At 46.6% G+C, this 19921-nt stretch carries 14 protein-coding genes and 1 pseudogene; 10 read left to right on the top strand and 5 right to left on the bottom strand.

Annotated features, from left to right (window positions below; all coding sequences use genetic code 11):
* Positions 1 to 196 precede the first annotated feature (196 nt).
* Both H6F73_RS02890 and H6F73_RS02885 read right to left on the bottom strand, forming a co-directional pair.
* Entirely contained in the window at positions 197 to 796 is a 600-nt protein-coding gene (locus H6F73_RS02890) for a Uma2 family endonuclease (RefSeq protein ID WP_190757319.1), read from the bottom strand.
* A 143-nt stretch (positions 797 to 939) separates the two neighbouring features.
* Positions 940 to 3162: a phosphoketolase gene (locus H6F73_RS02885; protein ID WP_190757318.1), complete on the bottom strand. Its 2223-nt coding sequence runs from the start codon at positions 3160 to 3162 to the stop codon at positions 940 to 942.
* Positions 3163 to 3472: 310 nt separating this feature from the next.
* Here H6F73_RS02885 and H6F73_RS02880 point away from each other — a divergent pair, with 310 nt between their 5' ends.
* Entirely contained in the window at positions 3473 to 4849 is a 1377-nt protein-coding gene (locus tag H6F73_RS02880) for a cytochrome P450 (protein WP_190757317.1), read from the top strand.
* A gap of 376 nt (positions 4850 to 5225) precedes the next feature.
* Positions 5226 to 7133: a chloride channel protein gene (locus H6F73_RS02875; RefSeq protein WP_190757316.1), complete on the top strand. Its 1908-nt coding sequence runs from the start codon at positions 5226 to 5228 to the stop codon at positions 7131 to 7133.
* Between the two features lie 36 nt (positions 7134 to 7169).
* Here the strand turns inward: H6F73_RS02875 and H6F73_RS02870 are convergent.
* Positions 7170 to 7505, bottom strand: a pseudogene (locus H6F73_RS02870) (DUF29 family protein); the annotation flags it as partial.
* Positions 7506 to 7610: 105 nt separating this feature from the next.
* Here H6F73_RS02870 and H6F73_RS02865 point away from each other — a divergent pair.
* Positions 7611 to 8066, top strand: coding sequence for an aspartyl protease (locus H6F73_RS02865; protein ID WP_190757315.1), 456 nt, complete (start codon positions 7611 to 7613; stop codon positions 8064 to 8066).
* Positions 8067 to 8336: 270 nt separating this feature from the next.
* On the top strand, positions 8337 to 8510 hold the full coding sequence (locus H6F73_RS02860; RefSeq protein ID WP_190665272.1) for a hypothetical protein: 174 nt from the start codon (positions 8337 to 8339) through the stop codon (positions 8508 to 8510).
* An 89-nt stretch (positions 8511 to 8599) separates the two neighbouring features.
* Here the strand turns inward: H6F73_RS02860 and H6F73_RS02855 are convergent, their stop codons facing one another.
* Entirely contained in the window at positions 8600 to 8914 is a 315-nt protein-coding gene (locus H6F73_RS02855) for a BMC domain-containing protein (protein WP_190665273.1), read from the bottom strand.
* A 296-nt stretch (positions 8915 to 9210) separates the two neighbouring features.
* Here H6F73_RS02855 and glcD point away from each other — a divergent pair, with 296 nt between their 5' ends.
* The gene (gene glcD / locus H6F73_RS02850; RefSeq protein ID WP_190757314.1) at positions 9211 to 10680 is read left to right on the top strand and encodes a glycolate oxidase subunit GlcD; all 1470 of its coding nucleotides are present in this window, start codon (positions 9211 to 9213) and stop codon (positions 10678 to 10680) included.
* A gap of 114 nt (positions 10681 to 10794) precedes the next feature.
* On the opposite strand, the gene H6F73_RS02845 is transcribed toward glcD, so the two are convergent.
* Complete coding sequence (locus H6F73_RS02845; RefSeq protein WP_190757313.1) at positions 10795 to 14109, bottom strand: PAS domain S-box protein; 3315 nt, start codon at positions 14107 to 14109, stop codon at positions 10795 to 10797.
* Between the two features lie 42 nt (positions 14110 to 14151).
* Between H6F73_RS02845 and H6F73_RS02840 the strand changes: the two genes are divergently transcribed.
* The 5 genes from H6F73_RS02840 to H6F73_RS02820 all read left to right on the top strand — a co-directional run bounded on the left by H6F73_RS02840 (position 14152) and on the right by H6F73_RS02820 (position 19676).
* Positions 14152 to 14391, top strand: coding sequence for a hypothetical protein (locus H6F73_RS02840; RefSeq protein ID WP_190757312.1), 240 nt, complete (start codon positions 14152 to 14154; stop codon positions 14389 to 14391).
* A 516-nt stretch (positions 14392 to 14907) separates the two neighbouring features.
* Positions 14908 to 16230 (top strand): FAD-binding oxidoreductase, encoded by a 1323-nt coding sequence (locus tag H6F73_RS02835; RefSeq protein WP_190757311.1) that lies wholly within the window; start codon positions 14908 to 14910, stop codon positions 16228 to 16230.
* A 133-nt stretch (positions 16231 to 16363) separates the two neighbouring features.
* Positions 16364 to 17710, top strand: coding sequence for a heterodisulfide reductase-related iron-sulfur binding cluster (locus tag H6F73_RS02830; protein ID WP_190757310.1), 1347 nt, complete (start codon positions 16364 to 16366; stop codon positions 17708 to 17710).
* 4 nt (positions 17711 to 17714) lie between these two features.
* Positions 17715 to 18563 (top strand): restriction endonuclease, encoded by an 849-nt coding sequence (locus H6F73_RS02825; protein WP_190757309.1) that lies wholly within the window; start codon positions 17715 to 17717, stop codon positions 18561 to 18563.
* 84 nt (positions 18564 to 18647) lie between these two features.
* Positions 18648 to 19676: a WG repeat-containing protein gene (locus tag H6F73_RS02820; protein WP_190757308.1), complete on the top strand. Its 1029-nt coding sequence runs from the start codon at positions 18648 to 18650 to the stop codon at positions 19674 to 19676.
* Positions 19677 to 19921: the final 245 nt, after the last annotated feature.

Here is a 19921-nt window from a genome sequence, read left to right as displayed (position 1 = left end):
TAGCTGAGATGCTTCCTGCTTTTTCGCGCTTTTTGAATGCCGGTGTTGTCTGGCGTTAGCCTTCTGTTCACTTTAATATATTTAGCCCTTGTCAGCGCTCATCCCGGCAGGGGTAGATGATTACTTCTAGTTTAGCCGACTCATTCTCTATGCCGGCAAGTGTGCCGATAATCTTTTGATGGCTGCGGCGCTTCCTCTATCGCTGCCGGCGGATTTCCTGCAAAAATTCTGTTCTCGCCTCAAGCCTTGAAGGCATCCCTACGCAACGCGCTAGCAAGTCTATCTCTAACTCTGGTAAAAATTCACTGCGAGAAATTTGTTCATACTTCTCATCCTGCCGGCGATACAGGGAAAGCTGGTTATCTTCCCAAAACCAGACTTCTATGATGTTAAACCGCTTATACTTTTCTAACTTATCTATGTCGCTCCTGAGCATGACAACTTCTATTGCAATATCAGGTAGTTCTTTCTTTTTTCCAATATTATAAGATTCTTCGATTTCAAAGGAAACACTTTTATCTTTTTCTCGTACATTAATGCAGCTTTTATGAATAAAGCTCAGTCCTTTATTAAAAAGATAAGTTTCGAGTAAAGAACATAAATTTGTTTTTATTGTTTCATGGTCTGAGCTGTTTGTAATAAATTCTACCGATCCATCAAGATAAGAGATTCGCAAAGTCGGCACTTCTGGCATTAGAGCTTTGATCGCTTCAAATTGTTCCCAAGTCTGATAGCCAGGAAGTAGAAATCGCTGTTCTTTAAGGGGCAGAACTTTTTCTGATAAGTGCGGGTTCATGACGTTGAAAATTTGGAGGAATTTGGGAATAAACTGAACTTCTAACCATTCCTCTCTTCTGCCATTTCTTTCATCCGTCCGTTAATTTTTGCCCCGACCTAAGTGTAAATTAGGCCGAGGCAAAATATCAAATTACATCCAATCTAATGAACTAACTCAATTGCACGCTTTGTTAATGCTTCCGCAGTTAACCCATTAAACGCCATTAACTCTCCCGCACTTGCAGTCGTTTCCCCGCGCTTCCAGGCAAACGTATCGCGCTTGCTATTACTCCGCAACATAATCGGTTCCAGCATGGCAGCCGCGCCACCCGTTACACCAATTAACGCACCGCCACCAAACAAACGCTCAAATCCGGCATCATCTAAGAAACCATCATCGGCTTGTGAACAAGTATCCCACGCAACATCATGAGGCCGGTAGAGCCGGCGAGGATTGATAATGGAAACAATCCGCACACCTAAACCTTCCGTTTCCAAGAAAGCAGCCGCTTCAAACACCGGCATCAACGTCATGTCGCCAATAACCGCAAACACCACCGTTTTCTCAGTCTCGCTGCCCTTCACTTCTTGCAATACCACCGCGCCATCCCGCAACCCTTGACGAGTTTGCTCAAATGTGGTGTGAATCGGCAGCGGTGACTTACTCGAAGTAATCACAATGCCCTTATTCCTCGTCGTCAGCGCCCATTCATAGCAAGCTTGAATGCTATTGGCATCGGGTGGAAACAGGGGGAAAACATTGCCATTTCGCATCATTGAAGCAAAATAAGCCTCAATTTCCGGACGTTGGTGAGTCCAGCCGTTGCGCCCTTGTTCCAATGCGCCGGCAGTAAACAGCGTCACCGTTGAAGGTGTTGCACGGCGTAATTCTGCCATTGCTTGCGTTACCGTCTGCCAAATCGGTAAACCATTGATTGCAAACGACTCGTAAGAGCACCACAGAGAACGAGCACCCATCAAACATAATCCCACCGCCAAGCCGGCGCAGGCATCTTCACTCAACGGTTCGTAAACTTGCCCTTGCGGTGCCTGATTATAGAGATCGTCAGAAGTTGGGTGAATAATCTTCAATGCTTGGTTAATATTGGCAATCCCAGACGCTTCATTTCCATCTGCATTGGTAACCAAGAAGTTGCGATCGCTTTGTCCCACTTTTCCCACCAAACGCCCCATCGCCGTCGTGGAAACCTGCGGAGCACCGCCAACTGCATACTCTTCCAAAGGCAACTCACCCAACTCAGCCACCGGCAACTCAAATTCTGTGACAACTGTCTTAGCAGCCGGCCCACCCCCCGCACGTTCCGCATTGGTTCGCACTAATGCCCATGCTTCCGGCGAAAGGGCGCGTTGTTTTAACGCCGTGATCATGTGAGGTGCGTCAAGGGTATCTTTTGCATACAAATTGTGAGATTTTGCCCCCAGCGCGTGAACACCGGCACCCTTCAATTGCTTGATAATAAATACCGTGAGTGTGCCGCCCAGCGCCGACTTTGCCGCTTTATCAACCCCTGAGAGTACCGCCTTTGTAAATGCCAAGCGCTGCTTAAACGAGAACGCTGTGCCATCAACATAAGCCCCAGGCTGGTTTTGATCGTCAAAGTCCTTGGCATCTACCAAAATCACTTCTTTAAAGCCATTGCCTTTCCAGTAGGCAATCATCTCTTCATTAGATTTGGTGGAAACCATGCTGTGATGTTCTTGGGAAAAGCCATTCCACACCAACACCGGCAGGAAATTCGTCACACTCGGATAAGCGGTATTGAAGTGCGCCATACTGCTCATCGGGTAAGGTTCACCCATGCCGCCATCCCCAATCGTGAACGGGAAAAGCTTATCGCGGTGTAAAAGTGCGGCTGCCATTGCAAAGTGCTGCCCTTGTCCCAGAGGGCCGGCGGGGGCTAAAATGCCGGGAATGTAACCAGATAAATGACCTAAAAGACCGTGCTTTTCCCGAAAGCGATCCCGCAACTGCTGCACCGTCTCAATGCCCATATCCTCCAGTGAGCGATCGAGGAACATGGCGCTGTAAAAGCCTGGGGCGTGGTGTCCAACTTCCGTGAGGATATTTTTGTAACCCAGCATAACCAAAGCAGCGTAGGCTTCGGCTTGGCTAGCAAAACCACCGGGGTGTCCGGAAGCCTTGCTGCCGGTGACTTGCAGAGTCAGATAGCGCAGGGCGTCGGCAGCGAGTAAAGTTTGGAAGACGGCGGCTGCATCATTGGGATCTGCAATTGCCCCTTTGCCTTCTGCAATCGCCGGGGTTTTCCCGTAAGTGTCGAAATCGGGCAAAGCTTCGCCAAAATGCTGAATTCCCTCACAAAAATCTGGCGCGGCTTTTGTTGATGCTGGGGTTGTTGAGGTCATGCTGATCTACCTAAATGAGGTTACTCGTTGAGTAATTTAATAAAGATCTTACGGCTTTGAAGCTGCCGAAATTTATGACTTCTGCTTCATGCAGAGATAATTAGAGGTAATAGGGGATCGCGCTTAGGGAAAAGTTGCTGGCTTTTGTGAGGGTAGAGACCAGGATTAGAGGATCAGTGGGTCAATTTTTCCTGTGCATTTGTACTTAAAACCTCGGTTCCATCATGACTGTTTCCGCTTGATTACAATAAGCGCAGGGAAAAATTTCTTCCTTTCCTTGATTGATAAAATTTGAGCGGGAATTACTGCTATGACACTGCCGGCTGGCCCAAAAACTCATCCCTTTTTACAGCTCATTCAGTGGATTGCCAATCCAGTGGCATATATGGAAACCTGCGCGAAGCAGTATGGGGACATCTTCACTACGCCTTTGGCCCGTAAGGGATCACCCCTGATCTATGTGAGTAACCCCCAAGCAATCCAGGAGATATTAACCGGCGACACCAAGCAGTTTGAAGCGCCGGGAGAAGCCAACCAAATTTTACAGCCACTGGTGGGGGATCAATCGATGATCCTGCTGGGCGGCCAACGACACCGCCGGCATCGCCAGTTGTTAATGCCTCCCTTTCACGGGGACAGAATGCGGAACTACGGCCAATTAATTGTTGATATTACCAATCAAGCTGTTAACCACTGGACGCAGGGAGAAACGTTTTCTGCGCGGAGTGTGATGCAAAAGATTACGCTGCGGGTAATTTTGCAAGCGGTGTTTGGATTGCACGAAAGTCCTCGCTATGAGCAGTTGCAAGAACTCACGAAGCAACTGCTAGAAGGATTGAGTTCCCCGTTCGGTGCTAGCTTTCTGTTTATTCGCTCATGGCAACGAGATTTAGGTGCTTGGAGTCCGTGGGGACGTTATTTGCGCCAAAAACGGGAAATTGATGCGCTTTTATACGCTGAGATTGAAGAACGCCGGCAGCAAGCCGATACCTCGCGCACAGATATTCTGAGTTTGATGATGTCGGCGCGTGATGAAGAGGGACAGCCGATGACGGATGAGGAGTTGCGCGATGAGTTGCTGACGCTGCTGTTTGCCGGCCATGAAACGACGGCAACGGGTTTGGCTTGGGCGCTTTACTGGACGCACCATCTGCCGGCAGTCCGTGAACGGCTGGTGCAAGAACTCGATGCTTTGGGTGACAATCCCGATCCAATGGCGATTTTCCGGCTGCCTTACCTGACGGCTGTTTGCCAAGAAAGCCTGCGGATTCGCCCGGTTGCGATGCTGACTTTCCCAAGGGTTGTGAAACAGCCGGTGCAGTTGATGGGTTATCAGTTAGAAGAGGGGACGCCGGTGGTCGGCTGTATTTATCTCACCCACCAGCGCGAGGATGTGTATCCGGAACCCAATCAGTTTAAGCCGGAACGGTTTTTAGACCGGCAATTCTCTCCCTATGAATATTTACCGTTTGGGGGTGGCAGCCGGCGCTGTATCGGTTTGGCGTTAGCGCAGTTGGAGATGAAATTGGTGTTGGCGACGATTTTATCTAACTGGCAACTATCCCTCGCTGATCAGCAGCCAGTGCAACCTGTGCGCCGAGGCGTAACATTAGGGCCGGCAGGGGGTGTGCGAATGACGGTTATCGGTGAGAGGCAAAAGGTAAAAATGCCGGTGCCGGTGGCGTAAAAATAAGTTCGATTTGATCTGACTTTTGCTATCAGCCTTCGGCGGGTAAGTGCATCAGGGCTAATCTCACGCACTTACCCGCCAGGGATTGAAATCCCTGTCTTATAGCAAAAGTCCTCTTTAGAGGACTGATTGATGATTTCTCAGTCGGATTAATCCGACTTTCGCTATTAGGCGGCGGCTTAAGCCGGCGATGGGTAAGTGCATCAGGGCGAATCTGGCGCACTTACCTGTTCAAAAGCCGGATTGATCCGACTTTAACTATCTCACGTATCTGTTCTTAAGCCGGCCTTGCAAGGCAGCTAATTGATCTATCACAATATAAATACAGAAACAAAACTTAAGCTTTCTCTAATATTTATAATTACTTCCCTTAATGACCGCCCTGACCTCCTCTGATGGGCTGCAATCTAAACAGCCAGCGCTTGCCTCTGTTTCTTCCTTTCTAACTCGCCTCCTCAACCGGCTACAGCCAACCCCAGAAACCGTCGTTATGATCTTGGCGGTACTGATTGGCGGCAGCACCGGCATGGGCGTCGTTACGTTTCATTACCTCATCGATCTGATCCACAGCTTGACGCTAGAGGGTTTAATGGGGTTCATTTCTCCTTGGGGCGCGTGGACACTTGCCTGTGTTCCCACCCTCGGCGGCGCAATCATCGGACTCATGCGCTGGCGCTGGCCGGATTTTGGCCCTGGAATTTCCTCAATGATTGCGGCTGTGCAGCAACCAAAGGGTGGGGTTCCCCTCGTTCTTAAACCTGTAACTAAGATGGTGGCGGCTTCGGTTTCTTTGGGAACTGGGGCAGCTTTAGGGCCGGAAGGGCCAAGTGTGGAAATTGGGGCGAATTTTGGGATGCTGGTGAGTCAAGCGCTGCAAGTTTCCCAAGATCGGCAGCGATTACTGTTGGGCGCGGGTGCGGCTGCCGGCATTGCGGCGGGGTTTAATGCCCCGATTGCCGGTGTGTTTTTTGCCCTGGAAGTGGTGCTGGGCACGAGTTTTGCCACTTCAGCCGTGAGTGTGGTGCTGTTGGCGGCAGTGGTGGCAGCTTTAATTGCTCAAATTGGATTGGGTGCTCAGCCGGCTTTTGCACTCCCTGATTATATAGTGCTATCGCCTCTGGAATTACCTCTCTACATGGGTTTGGGGTTATTAGCCAGTTTAGTTTCAATTGCCTACACCCAAGCCGTTAAGTTAGCGCAGCGTTGCTTTCGGGGTGAAGTGCCGCTTTTTGTCTGGTTCAGTGGCATTCCCCGGTGGCTTCATCCGATGATTGGGGGTGCTTGTGTCGGTTGGGTGGCGTTGCAATGGCCGCAAATTTTAGGCATTGGCTATGAAACCATTGAAGCGATGTTGCAAGATGTGGAGTTTTCTTTGCAACTGTTGCTGATCCTGCTGGTTTCTAAGCTGGTGATGAGTGCGGTTAGTTTGGGAAGTGGCTTAGTGGGTGGAACGTTTGCACCGGCTATGTTTCTCGGTGCGTCTTTGGGTTCGGCTTATGCCAAGATTTTAGTCTTAGCTATCCCAACAATACAATCAGTGATGGCAGGGCCGCCGGCTTATGCAATGGTGGGAATGGCTGCGGTACTTGCCGGCAGTGCGCGTGCTCCACTCACAGCGATATTATTACTATTTGAATTAACGCGAGATTACCGAATTGTGTTGCCGTTAATGGCGGCGGTGGGATTGAGTGTTTGGCTGGTTGATTGTTTGAAGCCGGTTAAAACTTCTAGTTCTAATTTGCAGCAAATTGGGTTGAATATTGAAAAAGATTATAAGCGGGAAATCTTGCAAAATATTCGAGTTTCAGAAGCGATGAATAAATCGCCGCTGATCTTATCTGGGACAACGACTTTAATAGAAGCCGGTTTAGCTTTAACGAATCATAATTGTCATAGTAGCTTGGTCATTAATGAGGCAGGCCGGTTAATTGGAATTCTCACTTTACGAGATGTGAATCGAATTTTATCAGGCGAGAAAACCGATGTTTTGATCAGTTATTTAGTCCACCAGAAAATTGCAGATATCTGCACAACTGAAATTCTTTTAGCTTACGATGATGAGCCGGTTGCTGATGCCTTAGATCGGATGGCTGCTAGAGGGTTGCATCAGTTGCCGGTGGTTGAGCGAGACAATCCTTATGAGGCGTTGGGGTTATTAAATGAGGAGGATATTTCCCTGGTTAGTCAGCTGGCAATGACGCGGGATGCTTTGCGAGGTTATTGTTCTCTGCCGGCAGCTTCAGACGCGGTGGAAGTGGAGGAAGAAAAGGTGCCGGTGTGAGATTTAGCCGGCATTTGAGCAGAAAGTTGAGGACAATTATGAAGCTGCCGGTAAAATTAAACCCAAAGCGCGAGTTAAAATCTCTTCTTTATTAACCCGTTGTTCTAATTCTGCTGCTTCATAGCGCCCTTCTTCCACTTCTAGGGAAGCTTCATCAATAGCATTTAGATAAGCTTCTTCTAAAGTCTCCATTAATTATTCTTGAGTTAAGTAATAGCCTCCAGCTTTGCGGCGCTTGTTTTTTCGTTGAATTTCTCTAACTGAATTTCGGATAGAAACTTCCCAAGAGCGAGTTGTGCGATTTTCTACTTGTTGTTTAATGAGATGCACCAAGAGAATCACGGCATAACTGATAATGTTATTAATAATATCAGAATTGTCTCACTAACTTTGGAGCAAATATTTCGTGTTGAAAGTAACTGCCGGCATTGAGATAAAATTAAAACATCATCAATCAAACTTTAAAGAAATCAAAATATGGGTACACTTGTACTGCCAAATCTTAAAGGAAAACAAATGGGTCAAGTTATTACCACATTAACCGTCACAAATCGCATCGATCAAGTTCTCCATCAGCGGGGTTTCATCCCATCTGAAGAAGTTCGCGCTATTACATTAGATAATGTTGTTGTCGATACCGGCGCAACCATGCTTTGTCTGCCGGCACACGTGATCAGCCAGTTGGGGTTAATTCAGGTCGGAGAAACCAACGTAGAAACCTTAGCCGGCGTAAAAAGGGGTCGGATTTTTGGCGATGCCACACTTGTAGTAGAAAATCGAGAAGGCAGATTTGATTGCCTGGAACTCACCGAACTTAAGTATGCTTTGCTAGGGGTGATTCCTTTACAGCAACTTGGTTTAGAGCCAGATTTGCAGAATCATCGGTTGCGAGTATTACCCATGAATTCTGAGCAAACCTATCTGATGGCTTAATTTACGCCTCACAGCGTCACTATTACTTAAATGAAATACCGGCACAGTTGAATTGAATTCGCTCAATCTGGCAAAGGCAAGCCGGCTTTTTGCGTCAACACTTTGAAGTTAATGTAAAGTTTTGTAAAAATAGTTTAATAAATAAAACAAATTAAATTAAGATTAACACAATAAACGTTGAGTTTTTTATGCCTTCGTAACTTAGGTAAAAACTGAGCGTGCGAATATTTACAGACCGATGAACAGTGAGTTAGGAGTTACCGTATAAACATGGCTAAAACAGCTAAATCAAACGAAACAAACATCCAAGATACGCTTCCCCAAAGCGCACTTGCTCTCAAAAAAAATTCCGGAATGATTCACTTACGGCCTTTACCGGAGGGACGTCCAATTGCTGATAATACTACTGCCAATATGGATGAGCTGATCGGCTATCTAGATTAGATAACCGATAGTTGCTAATTTGCCGGCTTCCCATCAAAACTGTTGCACCTTTATGCTAAGAAGGTGCAACTGAAATTAACTAGCGCCGCTCACACTCGAAACTGTTCCGTAGCCGCTGTGTAGTGGATAGGTAAAACACAATCAATATTTTCATGGGGACGAGCAATGACGTGGTAGGAGAGTAACAAATCCTCCTCAGTCGTCACTCGCTTAACTGAATCCACCCCAGCCGCCACCGCAGCTTGCACCTCAGCGACATCTCCCCGAACAATGATCGTGTAGCGAGCACTGCTCACTTTTTCATAACCAACCAGCGTAACACGGGCGGCTTTAACCATTGCGTCTGCCACTGCAAGCGCAGGAGGAAGACCTTTCACTTCAACCATACCGACTGCACCTGGCATTTGCCCTTTCTCCTGAATTAATGGAATACGTGAACCTCATTGTACGATTGAGCGGATGCCAAAAAACATTCGTGTTATTGCCGGCTTCGCGTCCCACCAGGAATTTAACTCAGATTGCCTAGAGTTCTCTAATTGATTAGATATTTTTAGTTTGTATATTCAGCCGACTTATCGTTCCATAGCCTCACCTATTTTTAAACCTTGGAAATAAAGCGAATTGCATCGCAAAATGGTATTAGGATCGAAAACAAAGTCATGCCGCTAACCTTGTCTCCGTCGCCAGCAGGAAGCCACCGATGATCGCTTTAGACAAACCCCGTAACTGGAAACCAATTATTAAAGAATTTGAAAGCGCAGTCGGCAAAACCGGCGTTGTGCAGCGCAAAGAAGAATTGCTTACCTACGAATGCGACGGACTCAGCAGCTACCGGCAGATACCGGCTGTTGTTGTGCTGCCGAAAACGACGGAAGAAGTCGCAAAAATTGTCAAAATTTGTGATCGCAACGGCGTGCCTTGGGTTGCCAGAGGTGCCGGCACCGGCTTATCGGGGGGTGCCTTGCCGGTGGAAAATTGCGTGGTAATCGTCACCGCTTTGATGCGAAAAATCCTTAAAATTGACCTGGAAAATCAGCGAGTGGTTGTGCAACCTGGTGTGATTAATAACTGGGTAACTCAAGCAGTTAGCGGTGCCGGTTTCTATTACGCACCCGATCCTTCCAGTCAAATTATCTGCTCAATTGGCGGCAACGTTGCGGAAAATTCTGGTGGCGTCCACTGCCTAAAATATGGCGTTACAACCAACCATGTGATGGGCTTAAAATTGGTGCTGCCCGATGGTTCTATTGTAGAAGTGGGCGGCGAACTTCTAGAAATGCCCGGTTACGATCTCACCGGCTTATTTGTGGGTTCCGAAGGAACTTTGGGAATTGCCACAGAAATCACCCTGCGAATTCTCAAAGCACCGGAATCGATTTGCGTTTTGCTGGCAGATTTTACCACGATTGAAGAAGCCGGTGATGCCGTTTCCGATATTATCAGCGCCGGCATTATTCCAGGCGGCATGGAAATCATGGACAACCTCAGCATTAATGCCGTTGAAGATGTGGTTGCCACCGGCTGCTATCCCCGCGATGCTGGGGCAATTCTACTGGTAGAAATAGACGGATTAGAAGTCGAAGTTGCCAGAAACAAACAGCGCGTTGCAGATATTTGCACTAAAAATGGCGCACGCAGCATCACAACAGCCAGCGATCCAGAAACGCGCTTAAAAATTTGGAAAGGACGAAAAGCCGCCTTTGCTGCAGCCGGTCATTTAAGCCCAGATTATTACGTGCAAGACGGCGTAATTCCCCGCACACAAATGTCATTTGTTCTCAAAGAAATTGAAGAACTGAGCAAGAAATATGGCTATCGAGTGGCAAATGTTTTTCATGCCGGTGATGGAAATCTTCACCCGTTGATTCTTTATGATAACTCAGTAGCCGGTGCTTTGGAAGTTGTAGAAGAATTGGGCGGAGAAATCCTTAAACTGTGCGTAAAAGTTGGCGGGAGCATTTCCGGAGAACACGGCGTTGGGGCAGATAAAAAATGCTATATGCCAGATATGTTCAGCGCAACCGATTTAGAAACAATGCAGTGGGTGCGCCAAGTCTTTAATCCCAAAGGGTTAGCAAATCCCGGAAAAATGTTTCCCACACCGCGCACCTGTGGAGAAGGTGCAAAGGTTCAGAATACTCAGAAATTTAATGGAGCAGAACTGTTTTAAATCTTTGTTTCCAGTCCGGATAAAATCATCAACAGTGCCAGAATATTTGTGAGGTGGGTATATTGCCGGCCTCGCATTTAAACATTTTGAATAAAACTGAAACCTAGAAATTTACTAAATAGGTAACCGCACAGTAAACGTTGTCCCCATACCTAATTCACTATGAACGGTAATGGTGCCTCCGTGTAAATCAACCGCCTTTTTAACAATTGCTAATCCCAACCCAGTCCCCGGAATCTTGCCAACATTGGTAGCGCGATGAAATGAATCAAATAAGTAAGGTTGATCTCCTGGGGGAATGCCAATTCCTTCATCCTTGATCTCAAAAATAACCTCGCTTCCCTCATTGAAAAGTACCAAATGCACTGTGCCGCCTTGAGGCGAATATTTTATCGCATTTGAAAGCAAATTGCTTAAAATTTGCCGCAAAAGTTTTTCATCCATGCAAGGAAGAGAATGAGAAACTGGAGACACCGGCATTAAGGAATGGGTACATAGAGAAAGCGAGTTTATTCCAGAATTGGGAGGGTGAGAGATAAATGTAATTGTATGGAGATTGCCGGCTCTAAGTTGGCAGTCTTCTACTAATTCCTCACAAAAGGCTTCCAGATCCACCGGCACCGGATCAAAAGAGAGTTTTCCCATCTCTGTCCGACCGATCACCAGCACATTTTCTAACAAATCAATCATCTGTTTAACAGCGGCTTGGATTCGCTGAAAATACTGATTTTTTTTCTCCTGAGATGCCCGATCTCCGTAACGTTGGAGTAATTCAACCGACATGACAATTGAAGCCAGGGGGTTGCGGAATTCGTGGGACACCATATAAACGAACCGAGATTTGAGTTCGTTGAGTTCTTTTTCTGTTTCCAACGCCTTGCTCAGTTCAGCAATAAAATGCTTGCGCTCGGTAATATCTTCTGCAACGCCGGCAATGCGGTAAACCTCACCCGACTCATTACGAATGGGAAAAGAGCGCGAGCATATCCAGCGAATTGAACCATCAGGCTGCACGATCCGATACTCTACAGTCAAAGGATCTTCTGCCTTCTGTTGCGCCTTAATCGCCCTGATCCGTTCCCGATCTTCTGGATGCAAAGCGTCCAGCCATGAGTGCGGCTTTTCGTATAAAGTTTCCGGCTTGAGTCCCCATACCTCTTCAGAAGCGGGACTGATATAAAGTAGCTGATTCCTATCTGCTGAAATGATCCAAAAAACTTCCCGAATATTTTCTGCAAGCTGGCGAAAACGCTCTTCACTGGCACGCAAAGCTTCTTCAGCTTGTTTGCGCTCAGTAATGTCTTCTACCATTCCCAAAGCATAAAGGATTTCCCCCTTAGGATCACGCATAACGCTCGAAGTCAGATGCACCCACAAAACATTTTGCTGCTTTGTAATGTAGCGTTTCTCGAGCTGAAAGCTGTCAATTTCCCTTTGAACAACGCGCTCCACATACAGCAATTCCTTCCCCTGATCTTCGGGATGCGTAATATTTTCAACCGTGAGGGCTGTCATTTCTGCCGGCGTGTAACCCAACATCTCACATAAAGCTCGATTTACTTTAAAAAATCGGGTGTCTGTGCCGGCAAGTATCATGCCAATCGGTGCCTCATCAAAAACCCTGCGAAATCGCTCCTCGCTATCACAAAGTGCGGCTTCTGCTCGCTTGCGTTCGGTTGCAAAAGCAATGTGGTTGGCGATGGTTTGAGCTAACTGTACTTCTTCGTCACTGAAAAAATGAGGCTGGCTGTAACCCAGCAAAAATTTCCCCAATAGCCGGCCTTGAAAAACCAGGGGAATTAAAGCCAACGCTTGAATACCGGCTCGCAGCAAAACAGCTTGTGCCGGCAAGAAATTGGGGGCTTGCAAAGATGCAATATCTGTGATTAAAATCGGTTTCTTGGTTTTTTGCTTAGAGCCAAGGCAAAAATACTCTTCACAAGCCTTACAAGAATCATGGGAAAGCCCGCGCCAGACTTTGAAACGCAAACCCTTATCTGCCTCTAATAGCAAGATGCCGGCACACGTAATTTGCAAAGAGTGCCCGATACCATTTAAAGCCGCTTCGTAAATCTCCTCAATCGCTGCTGCTCGCCTCACAGCATCGGCTAGTTGATAAAGGGTTTGAAGTTGGCTGAAGCGTTGCCGCAGCGCCTCTTGCGCCTGGTAGCGAACTTCTATCTCCTGTTGCAGTCGCTCATTTAGCTCCTGGAGTTCGCCGGTGCGTTGCGCGACGCGGGTTTCCAGTTCTTCGCGGGCGCTTTGCAACGTCTCGTCTGCCTGTTTGCGATCCGTGATATCTCGCCCCACAGCTTGAAACTCGACAAAATTGCCCGACTCGTCAAACAGCGCCCGGTTCGTCCATTGCAGATCGCGCAGCTCTCCGTTCACAACAACCCGATGCTCCAAGACACGTACAGGATTTGCTGGGGTTAAGGAATTGAGGGTTTTTAGGATATTCTGTTGTTCTTCGCCGGCAATGAGTGGGGTAAAACTACACCCGATCAAATCTTGACGCTCAAACCCGAAAAAACGACAGTAGGTGTTGTTGGCAAATGTGAGGGTGCCATCTGCCAAAAACCGGCAGATTAGTTCAGTTTGATCTTCTACAATGGCGCGATAGCGAGCCTCACTTTTGTGCAGCGCTTCCTGTGCCAGCTTTGCCTGGGTGATGTCGCGGGCGATGCCTTCAAAGGCGATCGGCTTGCCGGCTTCGTCGCAAACTAAAATGCTGCGGGTTTCTGTCCAAATTATGCTTCCGTCTTTATGTATCCAGCGCAAGACCAAAACTTCATCGGTGCTTTGCTGAAGCGTCCATTGTCTTAAAACCTCTCGGTCATCGGGATGTACAATCTTCACCCCTAACTCAGGATCGGCGTAGTGTTCTTCTGGGGTGTAGCCGGTGATGGTTTCTGCTGCGGGACTGACGTATTCAAAGCAGGGACTGGGGAAGATGCGGTAGCGGTAGATAATATCTGGGGCATTTTCAGCAAGCCGGCGGAAGCGGGCGGCACTTTCTTCTCGTTCAGTTTCTGCTTTGCGCTTGTCGTCACGCAATTGTTTGGCTTCCAGGGCGGCGAGGACGGCAGGACCGAGTCTTGCTAAGCGATCTTTGAGCAGGTAGTCAGCAGCGCCTTGTTTCATACACTCAACGGCGACTTCTTCATTTTGGCTGCCGGTGAGGACGATGAAGGGAATATCCAGGTTGCTCGCTCGTAACAACTGCAACGCACGCAGGGCATTAAACTGTGGCAGGATATAGTCTGCAAGAATAATATCGAAGCTCTCCTGTAGCCGGCTGAGGTAGTCCGGTTCTGTCTCTACACGCTGCCAACTGGGTGCGAAGCCTGCTCGGCGCAGTTCGCGCAGTATCAATTCGGTATCGGCGGGTGAGTCTTCAAGAATCAAAATGCGGATGGCAGTTGACATGATCGCTAACTAAAACACAAGCGCTGTTTTGAGTAAGTGGGAATGGCAGCAGCGAACTTTTGGCTCGCCTTTTTGGGGGCGCGGTGGTTTTGTCTAGATGAAATGTTCACTCAGACAATTTCGGGAACTCGTCAAAAATATGTCCCCCAAAGCGCGTACTTCTATGGCGCTGACGTGCCCACAGGTTGGGCTTTTAACAACAAATTATCAGCCCGAACGCTTTGTGTGCGTATTGGTAGTTTGTGGTTAGGGTGCGGCTCACCCCTCCCTCGTAGTGCTTAAACCCAAAACTCAAAACCCTAATAGAAGCACGATTGAACATGGTTGCTACCACTACTGTAGTACCTGAGTAAATTGTTGCAAGTTCACCGATTTTATGATGTAAGTTGCCACGCCTAATTAGGAATTTACTCTATTCCAGATAAAAAATGATTAATTCGGGTAGCGGAGTAGGGGATAATACCCGATTCCTTAGATGACCTGGAATTAGCATATAGGAAGGAAGGGGGATACAATTTAAGACAGGGACAATCGGCACGAGTTGTTATAAATCGTTGTATCTCATCTTGCACTGAAAAGTCATTAAGAGGGCATTCCCGCTCTATATTTTATTGTTTGGCAGTTTGTGGGGATGTAAGAACCGCTAAAAATCGGTGCTAGAGTCTGGAGTGCTGGCCGGTAAGGTGAGATGATAAAAGTGAGAAGTGAGAATTGCTTTCTATTTTCCGGTTTCCTTTTTTCTCGCGATTCTTCAGTCGGCAAGCGTTCTAAAATGCTTCTTAGTGAGAGGATTAGAAATTGGTAAATCAGAGCGCCATCGCGCAACAACTGGAAAAAATTTTAGGATCATCGGGCATCTGTTCGTGGGCAGATATAGAGGCATCTCGTAAAGAACAGATTGCTCAATGCCTCACACCGGCAGCCGAGATCGATTGCATTGTCTACCCCCAAACTGAGGCAGAACTCGCAGAAGTGATGGCGTGTGCTCACCGGCAGCGATGGGGCGTACTGCCCTTGGGCAGTGGCAGCAAGCTCAACTGGGGTGGCTTAGCTGCGGGTGTGAATTTAGCCGTGAGTACGGAACGCTTAAATAAGTTGGTGGATCATGCTGCCGGCGATTTAACTATCACTGCGGAAGCGGGGATGAAGTTTGCTGAATTACAGCAAATCTTGGCAAGTGTCGGTCAATTTCTCGCCCTTGATCCGAGTTATCCAGAAATGGCGACTTTGGGCGGAATTGTGGCAACCGGCGATACCGGCTCGCTGCGACAGCGCTACAATGGCGTTCGTGATCAGCTCATTGGTTTTTCCTTTGTTCGTTCAGATGGCCAAATTGCTAAAGCCGGCGGGCGGGTGGTGAAAAATGTTGCCGGTTATGACTTGATGAAATTATTCACCGGCTCTTTCGGCACATTAGGGGTTATTAGTCAAGTAACTTTTCGGGTTTATCCACTATCCCTGTCGTCACAAACTGTGTTGTTGACCGGCGAAGCCGATGCCATTGCCACAGCGACTCAAACTTTGCTGGCTTCTGCCTTGACTCCCACCGCCGCTGATTTGCTTTCAGCGCAGTTGGTGAACACATTAGAAGCCGGTGCCGGTATGGGATTGCTGGTTCGCTTCCAAAGCATAGCAGAAAGTGTTAAACAACAGTCAGAGCGAGTTGTGGAAGTGGGCAAAACCTTGGGGTTACAAAGTACAACATTTGTGGAGGCGGATGAGGCTGCTTTATGGCAGAAATTACCCGAACAAATGCGCTCAACCCCCACAAATTCAGAAATTCTCTGCAAAATAGGAGTAAGACCTTCTGAAGCTGTGGCGGTTTTAACTCAGTTGAATCTGTTGTTTCCAAATAGTAGTTTAAGTTTAATTCATGCCGGCAGTGGTTTAGGCTTAATTCGGGTTGCCGGTGAGGATGTGATAACTCGGCTTTCTAAAATGCGTTCAATCTGCGAATCTTCGGGGGGATTTTTGAGTGTTTTAGTGGCTCCAATTTCTCTTAAGCAACAGTTGGATGTCTGGGGATACACCGGCAACGCTTTGGATTTAATGCGGCGAATTAAGCAGCAGTTTGATCCGGAGAATATTTTAAGTCCTGAGCGTTTTGTTGGAAAGATTTGATTTAATTGAACCGCAGATGCACGCAGATGATAGCGTAGCGTGCCGCAGGCATACGCAGATGAATGCAGATGAATGCAAATTATTTGCGTTTAGATAGGATTGATGTTTAAAAGCTTTTGTTGGATAAAAAACTATGCAAGTTTCAGACTCGACTGCCAATTCTCAACTTTCAAAGACGAATTTTGATGGGAATCACCCCCCAGAACCCAAATTAATTGATACCTGTGTTCACTGTGGGTTTTGTTTATCGACTTGCCCAAGTTATCGAGTGCTTGGCAAAGAAATGGATTCTCCCAGAGGGCGCATTTATTTGATGGATGCGATTAATGAAGGTGAAGCCACTCTTGTTGATGCAACAGTTGAGCATTTTGATTCTTGTTTGGGATGTTTGGCGTGTGTCACGACTTGCCCTTCTGGGGTGCAATATGACAAATTAATTGCGGCAACTCGCCCACAAATTGAGCGAAATTATGAGCGTTCTCTGCCAGATCGTGTAATTCGCGCTATCATTTTTAATCTGTTTCCCTATCCCAACCGGCTGCGGGCTTTACTTGGCCCTCTTTATCTCTATCAAAACTTGGGAATTCAGAAAATTGTTCGGGCTGGCGGCATCTTTAAAAAAGTCTTTCCTCGCTTAGCGGCAATGGAAGAAATTTTGCCGGCAATTCCCCTGGATGCTTTCCGAGATGAATTTCCCACGATTATCCCAGCCCAAGGTGAAAAACGCTACCGGGTGGGAATGATTTTAGGTTGTGTGCAGCGTTTATTTTTCTCAAAAGTGAATGAAGCTACTGCACGAGTTTTAACCGCAAATGGTTGCGAAATTGTGGTTCCCCAAGGACAAGGTTGTTGTGCGGCTTTGCCGGAACATCAGGGACAAACTGAACAAGCACAAGCCTTGGCAAGACAGATGATTGATAGCTTTGAAGGCACGAACGTTGATGCGATCATTATCAATGCTGCCGGTTGTGGTCATACTTTAAAAGAATACGGTCATATTTTGCAAGATGATCCGAATTACCGGGAGAAAGCGAAGGAATTTGCCGGCAAAGTGAAAGACGCGCAAGAATTTCTCGCCCAAGTGGGATTAACCACTAAACTTTCCCCCCTAGCTGATGGCGAACTCAAAATCGTTTATCAAGATGCTTGCCACCTATTACACGGGCAAAAAATTAGCTTGCAACCGCGTCAATTATTGCAGAAAATTCCTGGGGTAAAACTGCGCGAACCTGTTGATGCTGCCTTGTGTTGTGGGAGTGCCGGCGTTTACAATATGCTGCAACCAGATGTTGCAGATGAATTAGGCCGGCAAAAGGTTGAGAATCTGCTCAATACCGGCGCTGAATTAATCGCGTCTTCAAATCCCGGTTGTTCTTTACAAATTAAGAAACATTTGCAGTCGCAAGGTAAAGAAATTACGCTGATGCATCCACTGGAGTTGTTAGATTATTCAATGCGGGGGGTTAAACTAAAACGTTAGATGCATGGAGATTCAACCAGCTCTCCCTACCTATGATAATTTATTCGAGCCAACTATCAAAGCCTTAAAAGCTTTAGGCGGATCGGGTAATGTTAGAGAGATATACGAAAAGGTTTGCGAAATCCAAGAATTCTCTGAAGAACAGCAGAGTATTCTTTATAAAGAAGGGCCGCAAACCGCAATCTATGCTCGTCTTAGCTGGACTAGACTTTACCTCAAAAACTATGGAGCGATTGAAAATAGTGGACGTGGCTTTTGGTCATTAACTGAAAAAGGCCGAAATCTTCAAGTTATTGACAAGCGAGAAATTAAGCAGGTATCACAGCCTAGAAAGAGCAAAGATTCAATTAAATTAGATGAAGCTCAACCAGATGCTCTGATACCTGTAGACTCCAATTTATGGACAGAGAAGCTGTTGAGTATTCTTCAGAAAATGCCTCCCGATGCGTTTGAACGTCTATGCCAGCGCATCCTCAGAGCTTCAGGATTTATTAAAGTTCAAGTAACAGGTAAAAAAGGTGATGGAGGAATTGATGGTATCGGTGTTCTGAGAATTTCTTTATTAAGTTTTCAGGTCTTTTTCCAATGCAAACGATATAGCGGTTCCGTTGGGCCGGCAGAAATTCGAGATTTCCGAGGGGCGATGGTCGGCAGAACAGATAAGGGACTGTTCATTACAACCGGCACCTTTACAACTGAAGCGAAAAAAGAAGCAACGAGAGATGGCGCACCGGCTTTGGATTTAATTGATGGTGAGCAACTCTCCTTAATTCTAAAAGACCTAAAGCTAGGGGTTGAAACTAAAACAATTGAGGTTGTAGATATTGATGAAAATTGGTTCAATCACCTTTAAGCCCTAAATACTGTTGTTCACCTCAATCTCGGCAACCTTTCTTAATCTCCGAATGCCGGCAAAACTTCCTCGTCAAAGTAAAAAATGAAACGAACCCTTTCTTTCTTACTCTGTTTAACATTCCTAACATTAATATCCTGTCAATCCCAACAAACTGCCCAAACATCTAATCTATCCCAATCCTCAACTACATCCCAAACAAAACAACAGCCGGCACAACGATTTCCAATTCTCCAAAATAATAAATGGGGTTATATTAACGCTGCCGGCAAAATTGTTATTGAACCAAAATTTAATGCGGCAGAAGATTTTAATGATGGGTTAGCAAGGGTTGTCATAAACGGAAACTACGCTTATATCAATCCAGCCGGTGAAACTCTGATCAAGCCACAATTTAAACAAGCTGCTGACTTTTCTGAAGAATTAGCCGCTATCGAAATAGATCGCAAATGGGGCTTTATTGATCAAACCGGCAAAATAGTTATAAAACCCCAATTCGATTTAATTTGGGGTTTTTCTGAAGGGTTGGCTGCCGTAGAAATTAACCGCAAAATCGGGTTTATCGACAAAGCCGGTGAAATCGTTATCCAGCCGCAGTTTGATGAAATTCGCCGCTTTTCTGATGGCTTAGCCGCCGTGGCAATTAATGGGAAAATGGGCTATATTGACAAAACCGGCAAGATGGTAATTCCGCCGCAATTTATTCTCACGGAAGGCTTTTCTGAAGGATTAGCCCCAGCTCAAATTACCGATAAGTTCGGCTATATCGACAAAACCGACAAGATGGTAATTCCGCCGCAATTTATTCTCGCGGAAGGCTTTTCTGAAGGACTCGCGGCTGTGGGAATAGGCGGCAAAATGGGTTATATCGATAAAGCCGGTAAAACAGTGATTCAACTGCAATTTGATGAAGCTAAAAACTTTTCTGAAGGGCTGGCGGCTGTAGAAATTGACAGTAAGATAGGTTATATAGACAAAACCGGCAAAATTATCATCCCGCCCCAATTTGATCAGGCTCAACCTTTCAAAAATGGGCTGGCATCCGTCAAAATTAACGATCAGTTCGCTTACATTGACAAAGCCGGCAACTACGTTTGGAAACCACAAAGCTAATGGTAGATAAGGCTTTGGAGTTCAAGATTAGCCCATTAAACCCGTCCTAATAGACTGCCCGTTTGCATATCAGCGCCAGGAAAATTAACCCCTACAGTTTACGAAGATTTGCTATCATGTATAGCGCAATATGTCAACCGTGTTAGAGTAAACTCCCTCTTATAGCATAATTAAGATCCCTGTATCTCTCGATACTTATAGATTTGTAACGATGCCCTATAAAATTATATAAATGCCTGTAGAAA

The organism is Microcoleus sp. FACHB-68 (assembly GCF_014695715.1).
Classification (GTDB): Bacteria; Cyanobacteriota; Cyanobacteriia; order Cyanobacteriales; family Oscillatoriaceae; genus FACHB-68.
The sequence above is the reverse complement of the archived record's forward strand: the minus strand, read 5'-3'. Positions and strand labels throughout refer to the sequence as shown.